Source organism: Paraburkholderia sp. BCC1884 (assembly GCF_900996225.1).
In the GTDB taxonomy this organism is placed as follows: domain Bacteria; phylum Pseudomonadota; class Gammaproteobacteria; order Burkholderiales; family Burkholderiaceae; genus Paraburkholderia.
This window is the reverse complement of sequence record NZ_CAAJGL010000090.1, coordinates 85148-101749: the sequence shown is the minus strand read 5'-3', so window position 1 is coordinate 101749 and position 16602 is coordinate 85148. Positions and strand designations below refer to the sequence as shown.

The 16602-nt window shown below is 65.9% G+C and carries 16 protein-coding genes; 8 read left to right on the top strand and 8 right to left on the bottom strand.

The window, feature by feature from the left end; translation table 11 throughout:
* Positions 1–59 precede the first annotated feature (59 nt).
* From fliJ to fliF, 5 genes are read right to left on the bottom strand one after another with little or no spacing between them, the layout of a single operon-like run.
* Positions 60–509: a flagellar export protein FliJ gene (fliJ, locus tag FQ705_RS19330; RefSeq protein ID WP_144143673.1), complete on the bottom strand. Its 450-nt coding sequence runs from the start codon at positions 507–509 to the stop codon at positions 60–62.
* A 2-nt stretch (positions 510–511) separates the two neighbouring features.
* Positions 512–2176 (bottom strand): flagellar protein export ATPase FliI, encoded by a 1665-nt coding sequence (gene fliI / locus FQ705_RS19325; RefSeq protein WP_144143672.1) that lies wholly within the window; start codon positions 2174–2176, stop codon positions 512–514.
* Positions 2170–2856, bottom strand: a complete 687-nt coding sequence (gene fliH / locus FQ705_RS19320) for a flagellar assembly protein FliH (protein ID WP_186307917.1) — start codon at positions 2854–2856, stop codon at positions 2170–2172. The genes fliI and fliH overlap by 7 nt, the downstream gene beginning before the upstream one ends.
* Positions 2843–3838: a flagellar motor switch protein FliG gene (gene fliG / locus FQ705_RS19315; protein WP_144143670.1), complete on the bottom strand. Its 996-nt coding sequence runs from the start codon at positions 3836–3838 to the stop codon at positions 2843–2845. Before fliG ends, fliH begins: the two co-directional genes overlap by 14 nt.
* Positions 3828–5630 (bottom strand): flagellar basal-body MS-ring/collar protein FliF, encoded by a 1803-nt coding sequence (gene fliF / locus FQ705_RS19310; RefSeq protein ID WP_144143669.1) that lies wholly within the window; start codon positions 5628–5630, stop codon positions 3828–3830. The genes fliG and fliF overlap by 11 nt, the downstream gene beginning before the upstream one ends.
* Positions 5631–5867: 237 nt before the next feature.
* Between fliF and fliE the strand changes: the two genes are divergently transcribed.
* From fliE to FQ705_RS19285, 5 genes are all read left to right on the top strand, one after another.
* A complete protein-coding gene (gene fliE, locus FQ705_RS19305) occupies positions 5868–6203 on the top strand; it encodes a flagellar hook-basal body complex protein FliE (protein WP_144143668.1) in 336 nt (111 codons plus the stop codon).
* Positions 6204–6418: 215 nt separating this feature from the next.
* Positions 6419–6853, top strand: coding sequence for a flagellar export chaperone FliS (fliS, locus tag FQ705_RS19300; RefSeq protein WP_144143667.1), 435 nt, complete (start codon positions 6419–6421; stop codon positions 6851–6853).
* Entirely contained in the window at positions 6850–7176 is a 327-nt protein-coding gene (locus FQ705_RS19295; RefSeq protein ID WP_144143666.1) for a flagellar protein FliT, read from the top strand. The genes fliS and FQ705_RS19295 overlap by 4 nt, the downstream gene beginning before the upstream one ends.
* Before the next feature lie 88 nt (positions 7177–7264).
* A complete protein-coding gene (locus FQ705_RS19290) occupies positions 7265–8698 on the top strand; it encodes a flagellar hook-length control protein FliK (protein WP_144143665.1) in 1434 nt (477 codons plus the stop codon).
* A complete protein-coding gene (locus FQ705_RS19285) occupies positions 8698–9057 on the top strand; it encodes an EscU/YscU/HrcU family type III secretion system export apparatus switch protein (RefSeq protein WP_144143664.1) in 360 nt (119 codons plus the stop codon). Before FQ705_RS19290 ends, FQ705_RS19285 begins: the two co-directional genes overlap by 1 nt.
* Before the next feature lie 15 nt (positions 9058–9072).
* Here FQ705_RS19285 and FQ705_RS19280 read toward each other — a convergent pair whose 3' ends face one another.
* Positions 9073–10491 carry a coniferyl aldehyde dehydrogenase gene (locus tag FQ705_RS19280; protein ID WP_144143663.1) on the bottom strand — a complete coding sequence of 473 codons (1419 nt, stop codon included), beginning with the start codon at positions 10489–10491 and terminating at the stop codon, positions 9073–9075.
* Positions 10492–10567: 76 nt separating this feature from the next.
* A complete protein-coding gene (locus tag FQ705_RS19275; RefSeq protein ID WP_144143662.1) occupies positions 10568–12253 on the bottom strand; it encodes an isovaleryl-CoA dehydrogenase in 1686 nt (561 codons plus the stop codon).
* A 307-nt stretch (positions 12254–12560) separates the two neighbouring features.
* Between FQ705_RS19275 and FQ705_RS19270 the strand changes: the two genes are divergently transcribed.
* Entirely contained in the window at positions 12561–14195 is a 1635-nt protein-coding gene (locus FQ705_RS19270; RefSeq protein ID WP_144143661.1) for a GMC family oxidoreductase, read from the top strand.
* A 60-nt stretch (positions 14196–14255) separates the two neighbouring features.
* Here the strand turns inward: FQ705_RS19270 and FQ705_RS19265 are convergent, their stop codons facing one another.
* Positions 14256–15218 (bottom strand): LysR family transcriptional regulator, encoded by a 963-nt coding sequence (locus tag FQ705_RS19265; RefSeq protein ID WP_144143660.1) that lies wholly within the window; start codon positions 15216–15218, stop codon positions 14256–14258.
* Positions 15219–15331: 113 nt separating this feature from the next.
* Between FQ705_RS19265 and FQ705_RS19260 the strand changes: the two genes are divergently transcribed.
* Both FQ705_RS19260 and FQ705_RS19255 read left to right on the top strand, forming a co-directional pair.
* Complete coding sequence (locus FQ705_RS19260) at positions 15332–15790, top strand: CidA/LrgA family protein (RefSeq protein ID WP_144143659.1); 459 nt, start codon at positions 15332–15334, stop codon at positions 15788–15790.
* 54 nt (positions 15791–15844) lie between these two features.
* Complete coding sequence (locus tag FQ705_RS19255) at positions 15845–16567, top strand: LrgB family protein (protein WP_144143658.1); 723 nt, start codon at positions 15845–15847, stop codon at positions 16565–16567.
* Positions 16568–16602 lie beyond the last annotated feature (35 nt).

Genomic DNA, 16602 nt, shown 5'->3' with positions numbered 1-16602 from the left:
GAAATCCCGTCAATCCGTCAAACGATGTGTTCAGTCAATCGAGGCGGCGCTCATGCGCCTCACACGCCTTCGGCGCGCATCCTCAGGATTCGTGCGGCGTGTTCGTCGGCGTCGCGTTGATCGCGCCGCGCCACGGTTTTCGCTTCGGCTGCCTCGCCGCGCGCCTGCAGCACTTCATACGAGCCGAGCTTCTGCTTCTGGCGTTGCCAGTCGGGCTTGGCGGCTTCGACGCGCGCATCGGCGATTTTCAGCAGGTTGCGCTGCTGGTCGATGGCGGCGTCGAGCGTGTCGATGAATGCCTGGAAATTGCGCATGTTGCCGGCCGGCATGCCCGTCTGGGCCGTGGCCGTGAAACGCGCGTGGTATTCGTCGCGGTACTGCACGAGCGATTCGAGCTGCCCGTTCACGTCGTTGCGCTCGCGCTGCGCGCGGCCCAGACGTTGGGCGGCGGCGTCGACATCGTCCTGCGCCAGACCAATGAGTGTCTTGATCGGAAAGTGTTTCGCCATCGTCAGCCTCCCTGGGCAAACAGCGCGTCCAGCATCTCGATACTCGGTTCAAAGTTCGCGCATTCGCGAAAACCTTGCTGCAAAAATGCTTCCATCCGCGGATACAGGGCGATCGCCCGGTCGAGCAGCGCGTCGCGCCCGCTCGAATACGCGCCGACGTTGATCAGATCGCGGTTGCGCTGATAGCGCGACAGCATCTGCTTGAACATACGCGTCTTGTCCAGATGGTTGTCGTCGATCAGCGCGGTCATTGCCCGGCTAATCGAGGCTTCGATGTCGATCGCCGGATAGTGGCCGGCCTCGGCGAGCGAGCGCGACAAGACGATGTGACCGTCCAGAATCGCGCGCGCCGAGTCGGCGATCGGATCCTGCTGGTCGTCGCCTTCGGTCAGCACGGTGTAGAACGCGGTGATCGAACCGCCGCCCGCCCGACCATTGCCGGTGCGCTCGACCAGCGCCGGCAGCTTGGCGAACACCGAAGGCGGATAGCCCTTGGTCGCCGGCGGCTCGCCCACGGCCAGCGCGATCTCGCGCTGCGCCATCGCGTAGCGGGTCAGCGAATCCATCAGCAGCAAAACGTGCTTGCCCTGATCGCGGAAATATTCGGCGAGCGAGGTCGAGTACGACGCGGCCTGCATCCGCAGCAGCGGCGAGACGTCGGCGGGCGCGGCGATCACCACGGAGCGCGCGAGACCTTCCTCACCGAGAATCTGTTCGATGAATTCCTTCACTTCGCGGCCGCGTTCGCCGATCAGCCCGATCACGATCACTTCGGCGCTGGTGTAGCGCGCCATCGTGCCGAGCAGCACCGATTTGCCGACGCCCGAACCGGCGAACAGGCCCATACGCTGGCCACGGCCCACGGTCAGCAGCGCGTTGATGGCGCGCACGCCGACGTCGAGCACCTTGTGAATCGGCTCGCGATGCAGCGGGTTGATGACGGGCGACGACAGCGGCGCATCGGCGTGCGTGCCGAGCGGGCCGAGTCCGTCGAGCGGACGGCCGGATGCGTCGAGCACGCGGCCGAGCAATTCCCAGCCGACCGGCAGGCGCTTGGCGCCCGCCATCGGATCGGCGATCGGCGCGCTTTCTAGCGGATACACGCGCGCGCCGGGCAGGAGGCCGATCACTTCGGTGGTCGGCATCAAAAACAGTTTGTCGCCGGAGAAGCCTACGACTTCAGCTTCGGCCATCGACAGCGAACTGCCGGGCGGCAATTCGATCATCACTTCAGCGCCCACCGACAGGCGCAGGCCGACCGCCTCCAGCACCAGACCGGCGGCGCGCGTGAGGCGGCCGCAGGCGCGCATCGGCTTGGCGATCGCATTGCGGGCGCGCAGTGCGTCGAGCCGGCCGCGCCAGGCTTGCATGTGCGGGTTGCTGTCGAGGGCGGGATCGTAGGGCGGGAAGGAAGCAGGCGTGGCAGCAGGACTCGAAGTAGCCGGCTCGCGATTCGCGGCGGCCGCCGATTCACGGCTGGCGGCTGCGCCGCTGGCCGGATGCGGCTGGCTCGGCGAGCGCGGCGCGGCGGTTGCCGCAGTTGCCGCAGCCGCCTCGGCTGCCGGCACATCGGCCAGCGCTTCGGCGCCGAACGAGGCCAGCGCCAGCTCGCGTTCGAGCGGCGTCAGATCGCTGGCGCGGATTTCTTCGAGCGTCGGCTTCACCATGTGCTCACCTTGCCGAGAGCGGCGGCGACGCGCTCCCAGCGCGTGTCGATACCCGCGTCCACTTCACCGGTGCTGGCTTGCGCGCGGCAGCCGCCGCGCTCCACCGCCGGATCGGTACGCACGGTCCAGCCGCGCGTTTGCAGTTCTTCCATCAGATAGGCTTCGACCACCGGCAGATCGGCGGGACTCACGATCAGGGCCGGCGCACCGATCAGCGTCGGCTCGCTCGCGAGCACCTCGCGCGCGGCGGCGATCAGTGCCGTCGGATCGTGCTGCACGTGCTGGCGCACCACCTGATGGGCGATGTCCAGCGCCAGTGCGACCAGCGTCTCCGAAATCGCGCCCTGGGCGCCTTCGAGCGCATCCTTGAACGTCACGGCGAGCGCGGCAAGCCGCGCCGCTTCTTCGCGTGCTTCGGCCTGACCTTGCTCGAAACCTTGCGCATGGCCCTGGTCGTAGCCGGCCTGATAGCCGAGCGCCTGACCGGCCACGTGGCCGGTCGCCACGCCCTGGGCGTGGGCGGCGTCGCGCAGGCGTTCGAGTTCGGCTTCGAATGCGCCGTCGTCGACTTCGGGTTCGGGCGGCGGCGGCGGGGGTGCCGGATCGAACGAGGCCATCTCCCAGCGCTGGTAGGCCGAGAGGCTTTCCTTCGCCGCGGAGTTCTGATCAGACATAAGCATCTTCGGCCTTGCCGCCTAGTGCGATCTGGCCGCCTTCCGCCAGATTGCGCACGATCTGCAGGATGCGGCGCTGCTGCGTCTCGACTTCGGAGACGCGCACCGGGCCGCGCGCATCGAGGTCTTCGGCGAGCAGTTCGGCAGCACGCTGCGACATGTTCGACAGGAACTTCTGACGCAGCGCGGGCGCGGCGCCCTTCAGCGAGATGATCAACGCCTCGGACTCGACTTCCTTCAGCAGCAGCTGGATCGCGCGGTCTTCCAGGTCGAGCAGGTTCTCGAACACGAACATCTGATCGATGATCTTTTGCGCGAGTTCCGCGTCGTACTGGCGGACATTCTCGATGACGCCTTCTTCATGGTTGCTCGACATGAAGTTGAGAATTTCGGCCGCCGTGCGGATACCACCCATCGGGCTGCGTTTGAGGTTGTCGCTGCCCGACAGAAGGCCGGTGAGCACGTCGTCGAGTTCGCGCAGCGCAGCCGGCTGGATGCCGTCGAGTGTCGCGATGCGCAGCAGCACGTCGTTACGCAGTCGCTCGGTGAAGCAGGCGACGATTTCCGAAGCCTGATCCCGGTCCAGGTGAACCAGGATGGTCGAGATGATCTGCGGATGCTCGTTCTTGATGAGCTCCGCGACCGCGGCGGAGTCCATCCACTTGAGACCCTCGATCCCGCTCGTATCGCTGCCCTGCAGAATCCGGTCGATGATCGCGCCGGCCTTGTCGTCGCCGAGCGCCTTGGTCAGCACCGAGCGGATGTACTCGTTCGAATCGAGCGACATGCCGGTGTGCGTTTCCGCTTCACGCACGAACTCCTGCAGAACTTCGTCGACCTGCTCGCGGGTCACGTTCTTCAGTGCAGCCATCGCGACGCCGATCTTCTGGACTTCGCGTGGCCCGAGGAACTTGAACACCTGCGCGGCTTCTTCCTCACCGATCGACATCAGCAGGAGCGCGCTCTTCACTACGCCTTCAGCGCTCATCAGACACCCAATTTTTCACGACGGTTGCAACGATCTTCGGATCCTGGCGCGCGATGTTGCGTGCGAACTCCAGGTTCCGCTCGTATTTGTGCTTGGCACTATCCAGCGCCAGCAATTCGGAGTCGGTTTCCAGTTCTGCGACCGACTGCGCGCCCGCCCGCTCGGCAGCCGGAATGCCATCCAGCAGGATCGGCTCTTCCGAGGACAGCAGTGCCTCGGCGGTGATCGGCTCCGGCGGCGGCGGGAAGGCGCGGCGCAGCGCCGGCTTCACCATCACGAAGTAAAGGAACAGGGCGACGAGGCCGATACCGACGTAGGTCGCGATCTGCTTGGCGAGCGCGATCATGTCCGGCGTGCGCCACCACGGCACATCGGCGTTCGGGTCGACGTCGGCGGTGAACGGGCTGTTGACCACGTTGACCGAGTCGCCGCGCGCGGCGTCGAAGCCCATCGCGTCCTTCACCAGCTGGTTGACTTGCGCGAGCTTGTCGGCGGTCACCGGCTGCATCGTGGCGTGGCCCTTGGCGTCGACCACGCGCATGTAGTTGACCACCACCGCGACCGACAGACGCTTGATGCCGCCCATCGGACGTTCGATGTGGCGCACGGTCTTGTCGAGTTCGTAGTTGGTGGTCGAATCCTTGCGGTCGCTGACCGGCGTGGTGGTCACGCCGCTTGCGCCGTTCGGCGCGTTGATCGGTGCCGAGGCCGGCTGCGGCGGCTGGTTCGACAGCGCGCCCGGCACGCCCGAAGCGCCGCCCTGCGACATTTCGGTGGCCGTGCTCGATTGCTGGCTGCGGATCGCCGCCTGTTGCGGGTTGCCGTTGGGACCGTAGTTCTCGGAGGTCTGCTCGCTGTTCGAGAAGTCGACATCGGCACTGACCTGCGAATGGGCGTTGCCCGAGCCGAACAGCGGCGCGAGGATCGCGTCGACGCGCTGCTGGGTGTTGCGTTCGATCTGCTGACGATACTTCAGTTGCGAGGCATCCAGGCCGCCGCCGGTGGACGGCTGCGTGAGCAGGTTGCCGTCCTGGTCGAGAATGGTCACGCCCTTGACCGGCATATCCGGCACCGCCGACGACACCATATGGGTGATCGCCGACACCTGACCTTCGTCGAGCACGCGGCCCGGATACAGATTGACCAGCACGGAGGCGGACGGCGCTTCCTTGTCGCGCACGAACACGGAGGGCTTCGGAATCGCCAGATGCACGCGTGCCGATTTCACCGTGGAAATCGATTCGACCGTGCGTTCGAGTTCGCCTTCCAGCGCGCGCTGGTAGTTGATCTGCTCGGCGAACTGGCTGATGCCGAACTTCTGGTTGTCCATCAGTTCGAAGCCGACCGAGCCGCTCTTGGGCAGACCTTGCGAGGCGAGGCGCAGACGCATTTCGTGCACCTGCTCGGCCGGCACGAGGATCGCGCCACCGGCGTCGGAGAACTTGTAGGGGATGTTGGCGGCCTGCAGCGCGGTGATGATGGCGCCGCCGTCGCGATCCGACAGGTTGCTGTACAGCACCTTGTAGTCCGGCGCCCTCGACCAGAGGAACAGGCCCGCCACCACGGCGACCAGCAGCGCGACCGCGAAGATCAGCGGGGCGCGCGGGTTGCCGCGCATTTGCGCGAGACCCGTCAGACGCTGGCCGAAGTTGCCACCGAAGTTGGCCCCGAGACCGCCGAGGTCCGCTGCGCCGCCGGCCTGGCCGGCACCAGCCGCACCGGCGCCGGGCTGCGCGCCGGCGAGGCCCATGCGGGCGTCGGGGTTAATCAAAGAGTTGGCTGACGAATCCATGCGTCGGGTTTCTCCGGAATGCTTTTGCGTTCTGCCGCCTGCCGCCGCACCGAGGGTCGGCGGGCGTACGGACAGAGACTTTCACCATTGAAATTATCCGCAGGGCGGGCAAACCCGATTGCTTGAATAGAGCCGGGTTTTCCCCCTACTTTCGGGGCTTTCCCGCATGCGCCGCTGCTATGCTTTCGTCCAGATCGGTACGGTTATGACATGCCGGTCGTTAATTCTGGAGAGAACATGACTATGCCCGTGAACGCGCTGACGTCGGCGCTGCAACAGATGCAGTCGATGGCGGCGCAAGCGGCCGGCGGCACCAGCCCGGCGGTCGACCAGTCCGGCGCGGCGACGGCGAGCGGCTTTGCCTCGGCACTGAAGGCGTCGCTGGACAAGATCAGCACCGACCAGACCAAGGCGGTCGGTGAATCGCAGGCGTTCGAGCTCGGTTCGTCGAATGTGTCGCTGAACGACGTGATGGTCGATATGCAGAAGGCCAACGTCGGCTTCCAGTTTGGCTTGCAGGTCCGCAACAAACTGGTGTCGGCTTACAACGACATCATGCAGATGCAGGTTTGAGCGCGGTTCGGGCGGCAAGGCAGGTCTGCCCGCCCGAACACGTGCATGCCGGTGGCCCGTGCGGGCTGTGCCAACTGACGCCTTAATCCTCCTTACACTGGCCTAAAGCTTTTCCGCTGCCTATCCGATAACCAGGTACAGGCAAAAATCGCGGCGCGGCAACGTGCCCGGTGGGAAGCCACGACCAACCGCAGTGCAAGAGAGGAGGAGCGCCGATGTTTTCCCCAGGACACTCTGGAGCCAACGCATACGCACGCGTGGGCGTCGAGACAGGGGTGATGGGCGCGAGTCCGCATCGTCTGATCGTCATGTTGTATCAGGGCGCCCGGCAGGCAATCGCGCAAGCGCGCATGCATTTGCAGATGGGTAATGTGCCGGCTCGTGGAGAGGCGATCGGCAAGGCGATTCAGATCGTCGAAAGCGGGCTGCAGCAGTCGCTCAACCTGGAAGCAGGCGGAGAGATTGCAGAGCGGTTGAACGCGCTGTATAGCTATATGTCGCGCCGGCTGCTCGAAGCCAACATAAAACAAAGCGAGGCGATGCTGGTCGAGGTCGATGGCCTGCTGTCGACACTCGAAGAGGCATGGATCGGGATTGCCCCGGAAATCGCGCGGATGGCAGCCCAGCCAGCCGCGGAAAGCATGAGATGACATCGAACGCAGAATATTTCGCCCGCTACGAGGCGATTGCAGCGATTTCCTGCCGCATGTTGATGGCTGCCAGGCGGGCACTGTGGAACGATCTGGTCCACTTGCAAGAGGAATACCGGCATCTGGTGGACGCGTTGAAAGACGCCGAGACGGGCGTCAAGCTCGACGAGTCCGAGCGCTTGCGCAAGTACGCGCTGATCCGGCAAATCCTCGCCGACGACGCGGCTATCCGCGATCTGGCGAATCCGCGCATGGCAACGCTGTCGGCGCTGTTCGCCGGGCGGCCGACGCGCGTGCTCAAGGAGCTGTACGGGGCGCGCTGAGTTTGGCTTGCTTGCGAGCCGCGTCGCCACTAATCGCCTGACTGATTGTATTTGAGCGCGCTGCCGCCAAAGTGACCAAGGAACCGGCATGAACGGAATCGACACGGCCGTCGCTTCGCTGCTAGCGAACCGCGTTGACAGCCTGCTCAACATCGGGCCGGGCGGGGCGACCGCGTCGCAGACCGGCGCGGCGGATATCGACACCGCGCCGATCACGATGCCCTCGGTCACGCCAGACGCCGTGCCGCAGGCCTCCGCGCAAACCGCGCTGTCCGCCGTCGCGCTGACGCTCAACGCGATCGTGACCTCGGGTGGCGAAGCGACGCCTGCGGTGCTGGGTCAGTTGCCCATCTGGCCGGCGGCCCCAGCGCTGGATATCGAAATCGGCGATCTGCCGCTCTTCGACGATGCGCCCGCCGCATCTGCAGCCAACCCCAATTCCAGTTCGACGACTGCCGCTGCCGGCACGACGGCCACCGCCAATATCGCGGCGGCCCAGTTGCCGGTTGCCGCGCTCGCGGCGGCGCTCGAACAGACGGTCACCGACAGCGGCCTGTTCTACGAGGCGCATCTTGCTCAATGGCTGGCCGGTCAGCGCTCGCCAACGGATCTTGCGAGCGAGGCACAGAACAAGCTGGTGGCCGCTGCCGCGCAACTACCGCTGGACTGGGCGAGCGACGCCGGCGATGCTTCGGGCGCCAACGCGTCACCGCGTCAGGGCATGGGGACCACGCCGAACGGTCCGAACAGCGGCGGGGCGGACGTGAACCCGGCCAACCGTGCGATGCCCTCGATCCAGACCGCTCAGGCCGCGCGCTTCGTGGCGGGCGAGGTGCTCGCCGATTCTTTATCCGACCTGAACGGCCAGACCGCGCATGCCGGCTTGCATAGCGCGGCGGCGCAACTGGCCGACGGCGGCACGACACAGGGCACGCAGTCGATGGCCGCCGCGGTCCATCCGGCGACGGTGCCGCTGGTGCGTCAGCAACTCGATCTGCTCGCGACTGGCCAGTTTCGCTGGACCGGCGAAGCGTGGCCGGGCGCCAAGCTCGACTGGACGATCGAACAGGAAGGCGACGAATGGGACCGCAGCGGCGGCGGCGCCGCCAGCGAGGACGACCAGCCGTGGCGCACGCGTCTGACGCTTTCGTTGCCGACGCTCGGCACGGTCGACGCGGATCTCACATTGACGGGCAACCGGCTCGTCGCGCGTGTCCAGGCCAGTCCGGGCGGCGCGTCGCGTCTGGCGATGCAAGGTGAGAGCTTCCGCCAGCGGCTGGCGGCGGCGGGCATCGAATTGAACGGTTTGACGATTCGCGAGATCGGCGGCGGTGCGCCGGCTACCGGGACCCATGCAGCGGGCGCGGCGGCGGCTCAAGCCGCGGCGTCGGCGTACGCGCGCTCGGCCTCGGCGGCGAATTCAGCGAGCGCCAGCAATGCGGCGACATCGACCGCGCGGGCCGCCAGGTCCGGCCGCCGTGCGGACGGCACCTCGCTCGACGACTTCGATTGGGACATGTGATGAGTCGCAAACATCGCCGCAGCGCGGCAGCACTCGTCTACGACGCGCAGGGTGGCGACCCCGCGCCGCGCATCGTCGCCAAAGGCTACGGCATGCTTGCCGAGATGATCGTGCAACGGGCCAAGGAAGCAGGCCTGTATGTTCACGAGGCGCCGGAGATGGTCTCGTTGCTGATGCAGGTCGACCTCGACGCGCGGATTCCGCCGCAGCTTTATCAGGCGGTGGCGGAACTGCTGGCGTGGCTGCATCGGCTGGAAAGCGGCGCGGAAACCGAGCCTGCGCAAGGCGGCGACGCGCATGCGCAGGACGTGACCGACGTGGTCGCCGTGGAAATCGAAGGCGGCACGGCCGGGCGTTGAGCGGCGGCCGCCGCCTCAGAACCGCATCATCAGCTTCAGCAGTGCATTCACCCGCTTGCCGTACGGCGGCGAGATCCAGCCGCGCATATTCAGCCGCGCCTGCGTCAGCACCGGCTTCATCTTCGAGAAGGTCACGAAGCCTTCGTAGCCGTGATACGCCCCCATCCCGCTGGCCCCAACGCCGCCGAACGGCAGGCTTTCGCACGCCAGATGCATCAGCGTTTCGTTGATCGCCATGCCTCCGGCGATGGTCTCGAGCGTGACCCGCTCGATGGTGGCCGAGTCGTCCGCATACAGATACAGCGCTAGCGGACGCGGCCGGGCGTTGATCCATGCGATCGCGTCGTCGAGCGTGTCGTACGGGATGATCGGCAGCAGCGGCCCGAAAATCTCCTCCTGCATCAACGCACATTCGTCCGGCGCATTCGTGATGGCGACGAGCGGAAAGCGGCGGCTCATCGGATCGGGGGCGGCGTCGGTGAGTGCGTGCAGTTGCGCGCCGGCGGCCTGGGCCTCGTCGGCGAGGCGCTGCAGACGCGCGAAGTGGCGCTCCGAAATGATCGACGTGTAATCGGGATTGCTGGCGAACCCCGGATACATCTTCGCCATGCGCGCGCGCGCCCGTTCGACGAAGGCCTGCTCCTTGCCGCGCGGCACCAGCACGTAGTCGGGCGCGACGCAGGTTTGCCCGGCATTGAGCGTCTTGCCGGCGATCAGGTTATCCACCGCATTGTCAAAGCGCGCGTGCGCACCGATCAGCGCCGGCGACTTGCCGCCAAGCTCGAGCGTGACGGGCGTCAGATGCTCGGCAGCGGCGCGCATCACTTCATGGCCGACCTTGGTCGAGCCGGTGAACAGCAAGTGATCGAACGGCTGCGCGCTGAACGCGGCGGCAAGTGCGGCGTCGCCATTGACCACCGCGACGTGATCGCGCGCGAACGTCTGGCCAATCAGCTGCTCGAACAGCGCCGAGGTGCGCGGCGTGAGTTCCGACATCTTGATGATCGCGCGGTTACCGGCCGTGAGCGCGCTGATCAGCGGACCGGCCGCGAGCAGCACCGGATAATTCCACGGCACGATGATGCCGATTACGCCAAGCGGCTGCGGCACAACCTTGGCGCGCGCCGGCAGCAGCCATTTGTTGGTGCTGCGGCGTTGCGACCTCATCCAGCGTTTGCCATGCCGTAGCGCGCCGTCGATTTCTTCTTTCACCAGCAGGAATTCCGCGAGCAGCACTTCCTGTTTCGCGCGATTGCCGAAGTCGGCGTTCATCGCGTCGGCGAGGGCGTCGCGATTGTCGAGCAGGACTTGGCGCAGCGCCTTCAGATGCGTGGCGCGCGTGTCCCACGACGGATACGGCGCGCGCAGATAAGCGTGGCGTTGGTCGCGCAGCAGCGCTTCGAGGGCGGCGACCTCGGGCAGATCGTTCTTCATGTGGTTCATCTCCCTGATGGATATCGGTGCGCGTTGTCTCGCGCTTATTGGTGTGCGGTTTTTTTCGGTTTTTGCTTCAGACCGGGAACGCCCGCTCGATGATCGCCGCGTGATCGAACGTGGCCGGCAATGTGCCGTACACGCGACCGCTCTCGCCGCAGCCATCGCCAAGCCGCGTCGCAATGAATGCCTCGGCGACCTCGGCTGGCGCGTGCTTGAGCAGTAACGTGGCCTGCGCGATCAGCACGATCTGCTGGGCGATGCGCCGCGCCGACGCTTCACGCTGATCGACCGGTCCGTTGAGTGCAGCGGCGAGTTTGCCGAGGGCGGCGCTCAAGGCCGGATGCCCCTGGGCGTCGGCTTGCCACGCGGCGAACAAGGCCTGCGCGGCTTCCGGCTCGCGCTCCATCGCGCGCAGCACGTCGAGACACATCACATTGCCCGAGCCTTCCCAGATCGAATTCACCGGTGCTTCGCGATAGAAGCGCGCCATCGGACCGGTTTCGACGTAGCCATTGCCGCCCCAGACTTCCATCGCCTCGCCGGTGAATTCGAGCGTGCGTTTGCAGACCCAGTACTTCGCCGCCGGCGTGACGATACGCCGCCACGCGCGCTCGGCCGACGAACCCGACGATGCATCGGTCGACGCTTCGAACGCGCGCGCGAGCCGCATGAACAGCACGGTAGCGGCTTCCGACTCCAGCGCGAGATCGGCGAGCACGTTGCGCATCAAGGGCTGCTCGGCGAGATGCCGACCGAACGCGCTGCGATGTCGCGCGTGATGGATTGCCTGCACCAGCGCCGCGCGCATCAAGGCCGCGCTGCCGATCACGCAATCGAGCCGCGTGTAATTCGCCATTTCGATGATGGTCGGCACGCCGCGTCCTTCGTCGCCGATCATCGTGCCGATTGCGTCGAAGAACTCGACTTCGCTGCTCGCATTCGAGCGATTGCCGAGCTTGTCTTTCAGGCGCTGGATCTGCACGCCGTTCTTGCGGCCGTCGGGTGCCAAGCGCGGGACGAAGAAACACGAGACGCCTTCGTGGTCGTCGGTGCGGGCGAGCACGAGGTGCGCGTCGCATTGCGGCGCGGAGAAAAACCACTTGTGACCGACCAGCCGGTATTGCGCGCCACGGCCGCTGCCGCCCAACGCATGCGCGAGCGTTTGATTGCTGCGCACGTCCGAGCCACCTTGCTTCTCGGTCATGCCCATGCCGATCATCGCCGAGGTCTTCTGCGTGAGCGGCAGATCGCGCGGATCGTGTTCGCGTGCGTAGAGCTTGTCGCGCAGCGTCTCGAACAGGGCAGGTTCGCGCTGCAAAACCGGAATGCTCGCGAAGGTCATGGTCAGCGGGCAGAGCGAGCCGGATTCGAGTTGCGCATGCAGAAAGTAGCCCGCGCAGCGTGCGACCATCGCGCCACGTTGCGGGTCGGAAAACGGCAGCGCATGCAGGCCTTCGCCGCGTAGCAGCGCCAGCAAAGCATGCCACGACGGATGAAATTCCAGCGCGTCGATACGCTCGCCGCGCGGGTTGTGCGTGAAGAGTTCGGGCGTGTGACGGTTGGCGAGTTCGGCGAGTTCGAGGACGTCGGGCGTGGTGAGCGCCGCGCCGTGCCGCAGCAACGCGTCGCGATGCCAGGCCGCGCCGTCGCGTTCGAGGGCGGCGCTCAGGGCGGCGTCGCTGGAAAACAGGTTGTAGTTCGCGAGAGGCGGGACCTGATTCGTCACCTCGTGAGTCTGGCCGAAGCTGTGCCGTTGCATCTGCTGTCTCCGTTGAACGCAGGCTCGCCGACCAGGGTCGACGACGGTGCCGTTTGAGCGCCGCGTGTCGTGCCGCACGCTTGACGCAAAGGACGCCCGGCGTCCTGTTTGAATGTCGTGCGCGGCCGCCCGGCGGGCGCTGGCGCGTCTTTCATCATAGGGTCGGGCGACGCCTTCCGTTTAGAGGAATCGCTCTGGCGTGAACCCGCCGCGGCTCGGGAACGCTCCCTACAATGCCGTAAAACGCACGTAGACAAGTGTGCACGAGACAGGGTTCGCGGGCACCGCGACCCACAAGGAGGCGCGGATGCAATACGACTACATCATCGTCGGTGCAGGCTCGGGCGGTTGCTCGCTGGCGAGCCGCCTCGCGGATAGCTGCCCGGACGCGACGATAGCCCTGATCGAAGCCGGGCCGCATACGGGCCGCAATCTGTTCGTCAACATGCCGGTCGGCGTCGCGGCCGTGGTGCCGCATAAGCTCAAGACCAATTACGGTTATCTGACCACGCCGCAGCCGGGGCTCGCCGGCCGCCAGGGCTATCAGCCGCGCGGACGCGGCTTCGGCGGATCGAGCGCGATCAACGCGATGATCTACACGCGCGGTCATCCGCTGGACTACGACGAATGGGCGCAACTCGGCTGTGAGGGCTGGTCGTGGGCGGAGGTGCTGCCGTATTTTCGCCGCGCCGAGGGCAACGAACGCGGCGCGGATTCATGGCATGGCGACGCCGGCCCGCTCACGGTGTCCGATCTGCGGTATCAGAATCCGTTTTCGAAGCGGTTCGTGAAAGCCGCCATCGAAGCCGGCTACCCGCCGAATAGCGACTTCAACGGCTTGGACCAGGAAGGCGTCGGCTTCTATCAGGTGACGCAGCGTGACGGCCGCCGCTGCAGCGTGGCGCGCGCTTACATCTACGATCGCGAGCGTCCGAATCTGCATACGATCGCCGACGCGACGGTGCTGAGCGTGACCTTCGATGGCAAGCGGGCTAACGGAGTCGAAGTCGTGCGCGGCGGCCGTACCGAGATGCTCGAAGCGCGTGCCGAAGTCGTGCTCGCGGCGGGCGCGTTCAATACACCGCAACTCTTGATGTGCTCGGGCATCGGGCCGGCCGCGCATCTGCGCTCGCACGGCATTGCCGTGCTGCACGACGCGCCCGAGGTTGGCCAGAACCTGATCGATCACGTCGATTTCACGATCAACAAGCGGGTGTCGTCGATTGAGCCGACCGGTTTTTCGCTGCGTGGCATTGCGCGCATGCTGCCGCAGTTCGCCACCTTCATGCGGCATGGGACCGGCATGTTGTCGAGCAATGTGGCCGAGGCCGGCGGTTTTCTGAAGAGCCGCCCGACGCTCGATCGGCCTGATCTGCAACTGCACTTCTGCGCGGCGCTGGTCGACGATCACAACCGTCGCATGCACTGGGGCCACGGTTATTCGCTGCACGTGTGCGTGTTGCGTCCGTATAGTCGCGGCACTGTGACGCTCGCGGGCGCCGATGCGCGGACCGCGCCGGTGATCGACCCGCGCTTCTTCAGCGATTCGCGCGATCTCGACCTGTTGGTCGAGGGCGCGCAGATGGCGCGGCGCATTCTCGACGCGCCGTCGCTGGCGCTGTGCGGCGGCCGCGAGTTGTACACGCACTCGGGGCAGTCGCCGGCGCAATTGCGTCAGACCATCGCCGAGCATGCGGACACGATTTATCACCCGGTGGCGACCTGCCGGATGGGCGGCGATGCGCGCTCGGTGGTCGATCCGCAGTTGCGGGTGCGGGGCGTGACGAACTTGCGGATCGTCGATGCGTCGGTGATGCCGACGCTGATCGGCGGTAACACGAACGCCCCGACTGTGATGATCGGCGAGCGGGCGGCAGAGTTGATCGCGGCAGCGCGTCGAGACGCGCCGGCGGTTTCGGTAAAGTTGCCGGCTACTGCTTGAATGAAGCTTGCAAAGGATCGAGCGATTCGCCGCCCGGTTCGTCGCCGGGCGGCATAGGGGTCATTTCGCGGACGGCGTCTGCGCTGGCACGGTAATTCCATTCACGCCGATACCCGGCCCGAGCATGAAATCGTCGCCGGCTTGGCCCGGTAGCGCCTCGCGCGCGACTTCGATCCAGGCGCGCGCCGCATGCGACAGATAGCCATTGCGGCGCCAGCCGATCGCCATTTCCCACGGAATCTCGGGTTCCACGACCGGTCGGCAGGTGAACTGCGCGGGGTCGAGCCGCCGGCAATACGGCGCAGGCAGCAACGCGATGCCGACACCGGCCAGCACCAGCGCCGCCATGAAATCCCAATGCCCGCTGCGTCCGACGATGGTCGGCGCAAACCCCGCCGCGCGGCATGCGTTCAACACCACGTCATTGAGCGCGAGACTCTCGCCGTAAAAGACGAACGGTTCATTGGCCAACTGGGCGAGCGGCACCTCGTGTAGCTCGTCCCAGCGCGACCCCTTGCGCGCGACGAGCCATAACAACTGGCTCGTGATCGGCAGCACCTCGATGTTTTCCGGGTCGACCGGTTGCAGCACCCCGCCCAGTTCCAGCTCACCGTTGATGAGCGCCGTTTCGATCGCGCGTGAACCTTGCTCGAACAACTTCAGTTCGATTTTCGGATAGCGCTGACGGAACGCGGCGATAGCCGGTGTAAAGAGCGAGCCGCCCATCGGCGGAATGCCGATGGTCAGTTCGCCGCGGCCGAGCGTGTCGAGATCGTTCAACTCGGCCTGCAGCCGCGCGTGCGCCGCAAGCACGTCCTGGCCGCGCTGGTAGACGATCCGTCCGGCGTCGGTCAACACCATCTGACGGCCGTCGCGCAGCAGCAGCGGGGAGCCGATTTCATCTTCGAGCGACTTCACCATCTTGCTGATGGTTGGCTGCGTGACGAACATCTGCTCGGCGGCCACGGTGAAACTCTGCTGACGCACCACTTCGACGAAATACCGCAGCGCACGTAGTTCCACGATCTCAAGCTCCAGAATTCCAAATTGGAATGTTTTGGATGATTGTAAGTCATTATATTTATGCTGCAGTGCAACCTATACTGCCTTTCATCCAAAGTCACCTAGGGATTGCCATGACGACGCGACTGCTGACCCGCTTCGCCCGCGCCGGCCGCGCGAGCGGCGCCCTGCGTGTCGCGCGGATTGCCGTGCAGAGCGCGGCGCTGTGCGGTCTCTGGTTCGTCGCCGATTACGCCGCGCGCATGCTGCACTTGCCGGTGCCGGGCGGCGTCGTCGGACTGGTGGCGTTGCTGGCGCTGCTGTTTTGCGGCGGCGTCGCGCCGCGCTGGGTGAAAGCCGGCGCTGACTGGTTGCTGTCCGACATGCTGCTGTTCTTCATTCCGGCCGCAGTCGCCGCCGTGCAGTACGGCGGCCTGTTTCGCGAAGACGGCTGGCGGCTCGCCCTGGTGGTGGTCGCCGGTACGCTGATGGTGATGATCGCCGTGGCGTTTGCCGTCGAGCAGGCGGCGCGCCTCGAACGACGCCTCGCGCTGCGTCGCGTGATGATTGCGCGGCACACGGCGCGGGCCTGATCTTTCCCGCCGCACATTGCTTTCCCGCCGCACATCGACGTCCGAAATCCGCCCATGAACTCGCTCTATTCGTCCCTCTTTGCCGACGACGCCTCGCGGCTGATCGCGGCGGCCTGCTTCGTGGCGACCGTCGCGCTGTATTTCGCGTCGAAGGCGCTGTACGCGCGTTTCAAGTCGCCGTGGCTCACGCCGCTGGTCGCCGTGCCGGCCGTGCTCGCCGCGATCGTCGTGCTCGCGCACATTCCCTATCCTGTCTACTTTCAGGACACGCGCTGGTTGATGTGGCTGCTCGGGCCCGCCACGGTCGCGTTCGCCGTGCCGATCTACGAGTACCGCGCATTGCTCCGGCGCCACTGGATTTCGTTGACCGTCGGCGTGACGGTGGGGATCGTGGTCGCCGTCGGCGGATCGCTGATGCTCGCTAAGCTGCTGCATCTGTCACCGGAGTTGCAGCGCAGTTTGATGACGCGCTCAGTCTCCACGCCGTTCGCGCTGGCCGTGTCCGACAAGATTCATGCGCCGAAGGATTTGACCGCGCTGTTCGTCATTGCGACCGGGGTGTGCGGGATGCTGTTCGGTGAGTTGGTGCTCGGGCTCGTGCCGTTGCGCACGCGCCTCGCGCGCGGCGCATTGTTCGGCGCGGCGGCGCACGGGGTGGGCACCGCGAAGGCGCGCGAACTCGGCAGCGAAGAAGGCGTGGTTGCCAGTCTGACGATGATGATTGCAGGTGTGGTGATGGTGCTGCTCGCGCCGATGCTGGGGCTGTTGCCGATTTAACGGCGCATCGACGCCATGTTCGAGCGCGCTATAAA

Bases quoted from the DNA above. Each gene is read 5' to 3' on its own strand.
- fliJ (WP_144143673.1), bottom strand. From the start codon at position 509: ATGGCGAAACACTTTCCGATCAAGACACTCATTGGTCTGGCGCAGGAC.
- fliI (WP_144143672.1), bottom strand. From the start codon at position 2,176: ATGGTGAAGCCGACGCTCGAAGAAATCCGCGCCAGCGATCTGACGCCG.
- fliH (WP_186307917.1), bottom strand. From the start codon at position 2,856: ATGCTTATGTCTGATCAGAACTCCGCGGCGAAGGAAAGCCTCTCGGCC.
- fliG (WP_144143670.1), bottom strand. From the start codon at position 3,838: ATGAGCGCTGAAGGCGTAGTGAAGAGCGCGCTCCTGCTGATGTCGATC.
- fliF (WP_144143669.1), bottom strand. From the start codon at position 5,630: ATGGATTCGTCAGCCAACTCTTTGATTAACCCCGACGCCCGCATGGGC.
- fliE (WP_144143668.1), top strand. From the start codon at position 5,868: ATGACTATGCCCGTGAACGCGCTGACGTCGGCGCTGCAACAGATGCAG.
- fliS (WP_144143667.1), top strand. From the start codon at position 6,419: ATGTTTTCCCCAGGACACTCTGGAGCCAACGCATACGCACGCGTGGGC.
- FQ705_RS19295 (WP_144143666.1), top strand. From the start codon at position 6,850: ATGACATCGAACGCAGAATATTTCGCCCGCTACGAGGCGATTGCAGCG.
- FQ705_RS19290 (WP_144143665.1), top strand. From the start codon at position 7,265: ATGAACGGAATCGACACGGCCGTCGCTTCGCTGCTAGCGAACCGCGTT.
- FQ705_RS19285 (WP_144143664.1), top strand. From the start codon at position 8,698: ATGAGTCGCAAACATCGCCGCAGCGCGGCAGCACTCGTCTACGACGCG.
- FQ705_RS19280 (WP_144143663.1), bottom strand. From the start codon at position 10,491: ATGAAGAACGATCTGCCCGAGGTCGCCGCCCTCGAAGCGCTGCTGCGC.
- FQ705_RS19275 (WP_144143662.1), bottom strand. From the start codon at position 12,253: ATGCAACGGCACAGCTTCGGCCAGACTCACGAGGTGACGAATCAGGTC.
- FQ705_RS19270 (WP_144143661.1), top strand. From the start codon at position 12,561: ATGCAATACGACTACATCATCGTCGGTGCAGGCTCGGGCGGTTGCTCG.
- FQ705_RS19260 (WP_144143659.1), top strand. From the start codon at position 15,332: ATGACGACGCGACTGCTGACCCGCTTCGCCCGCGCCGGCCGCGCGAGC.
- FQ705_RS19255 (WP_144143658.1), top strand. From the start codon at position 15,845: ATGAACTCGCTCTATTCGTCCCTCTTTGCCGACGACGCCTCGCGGCTG.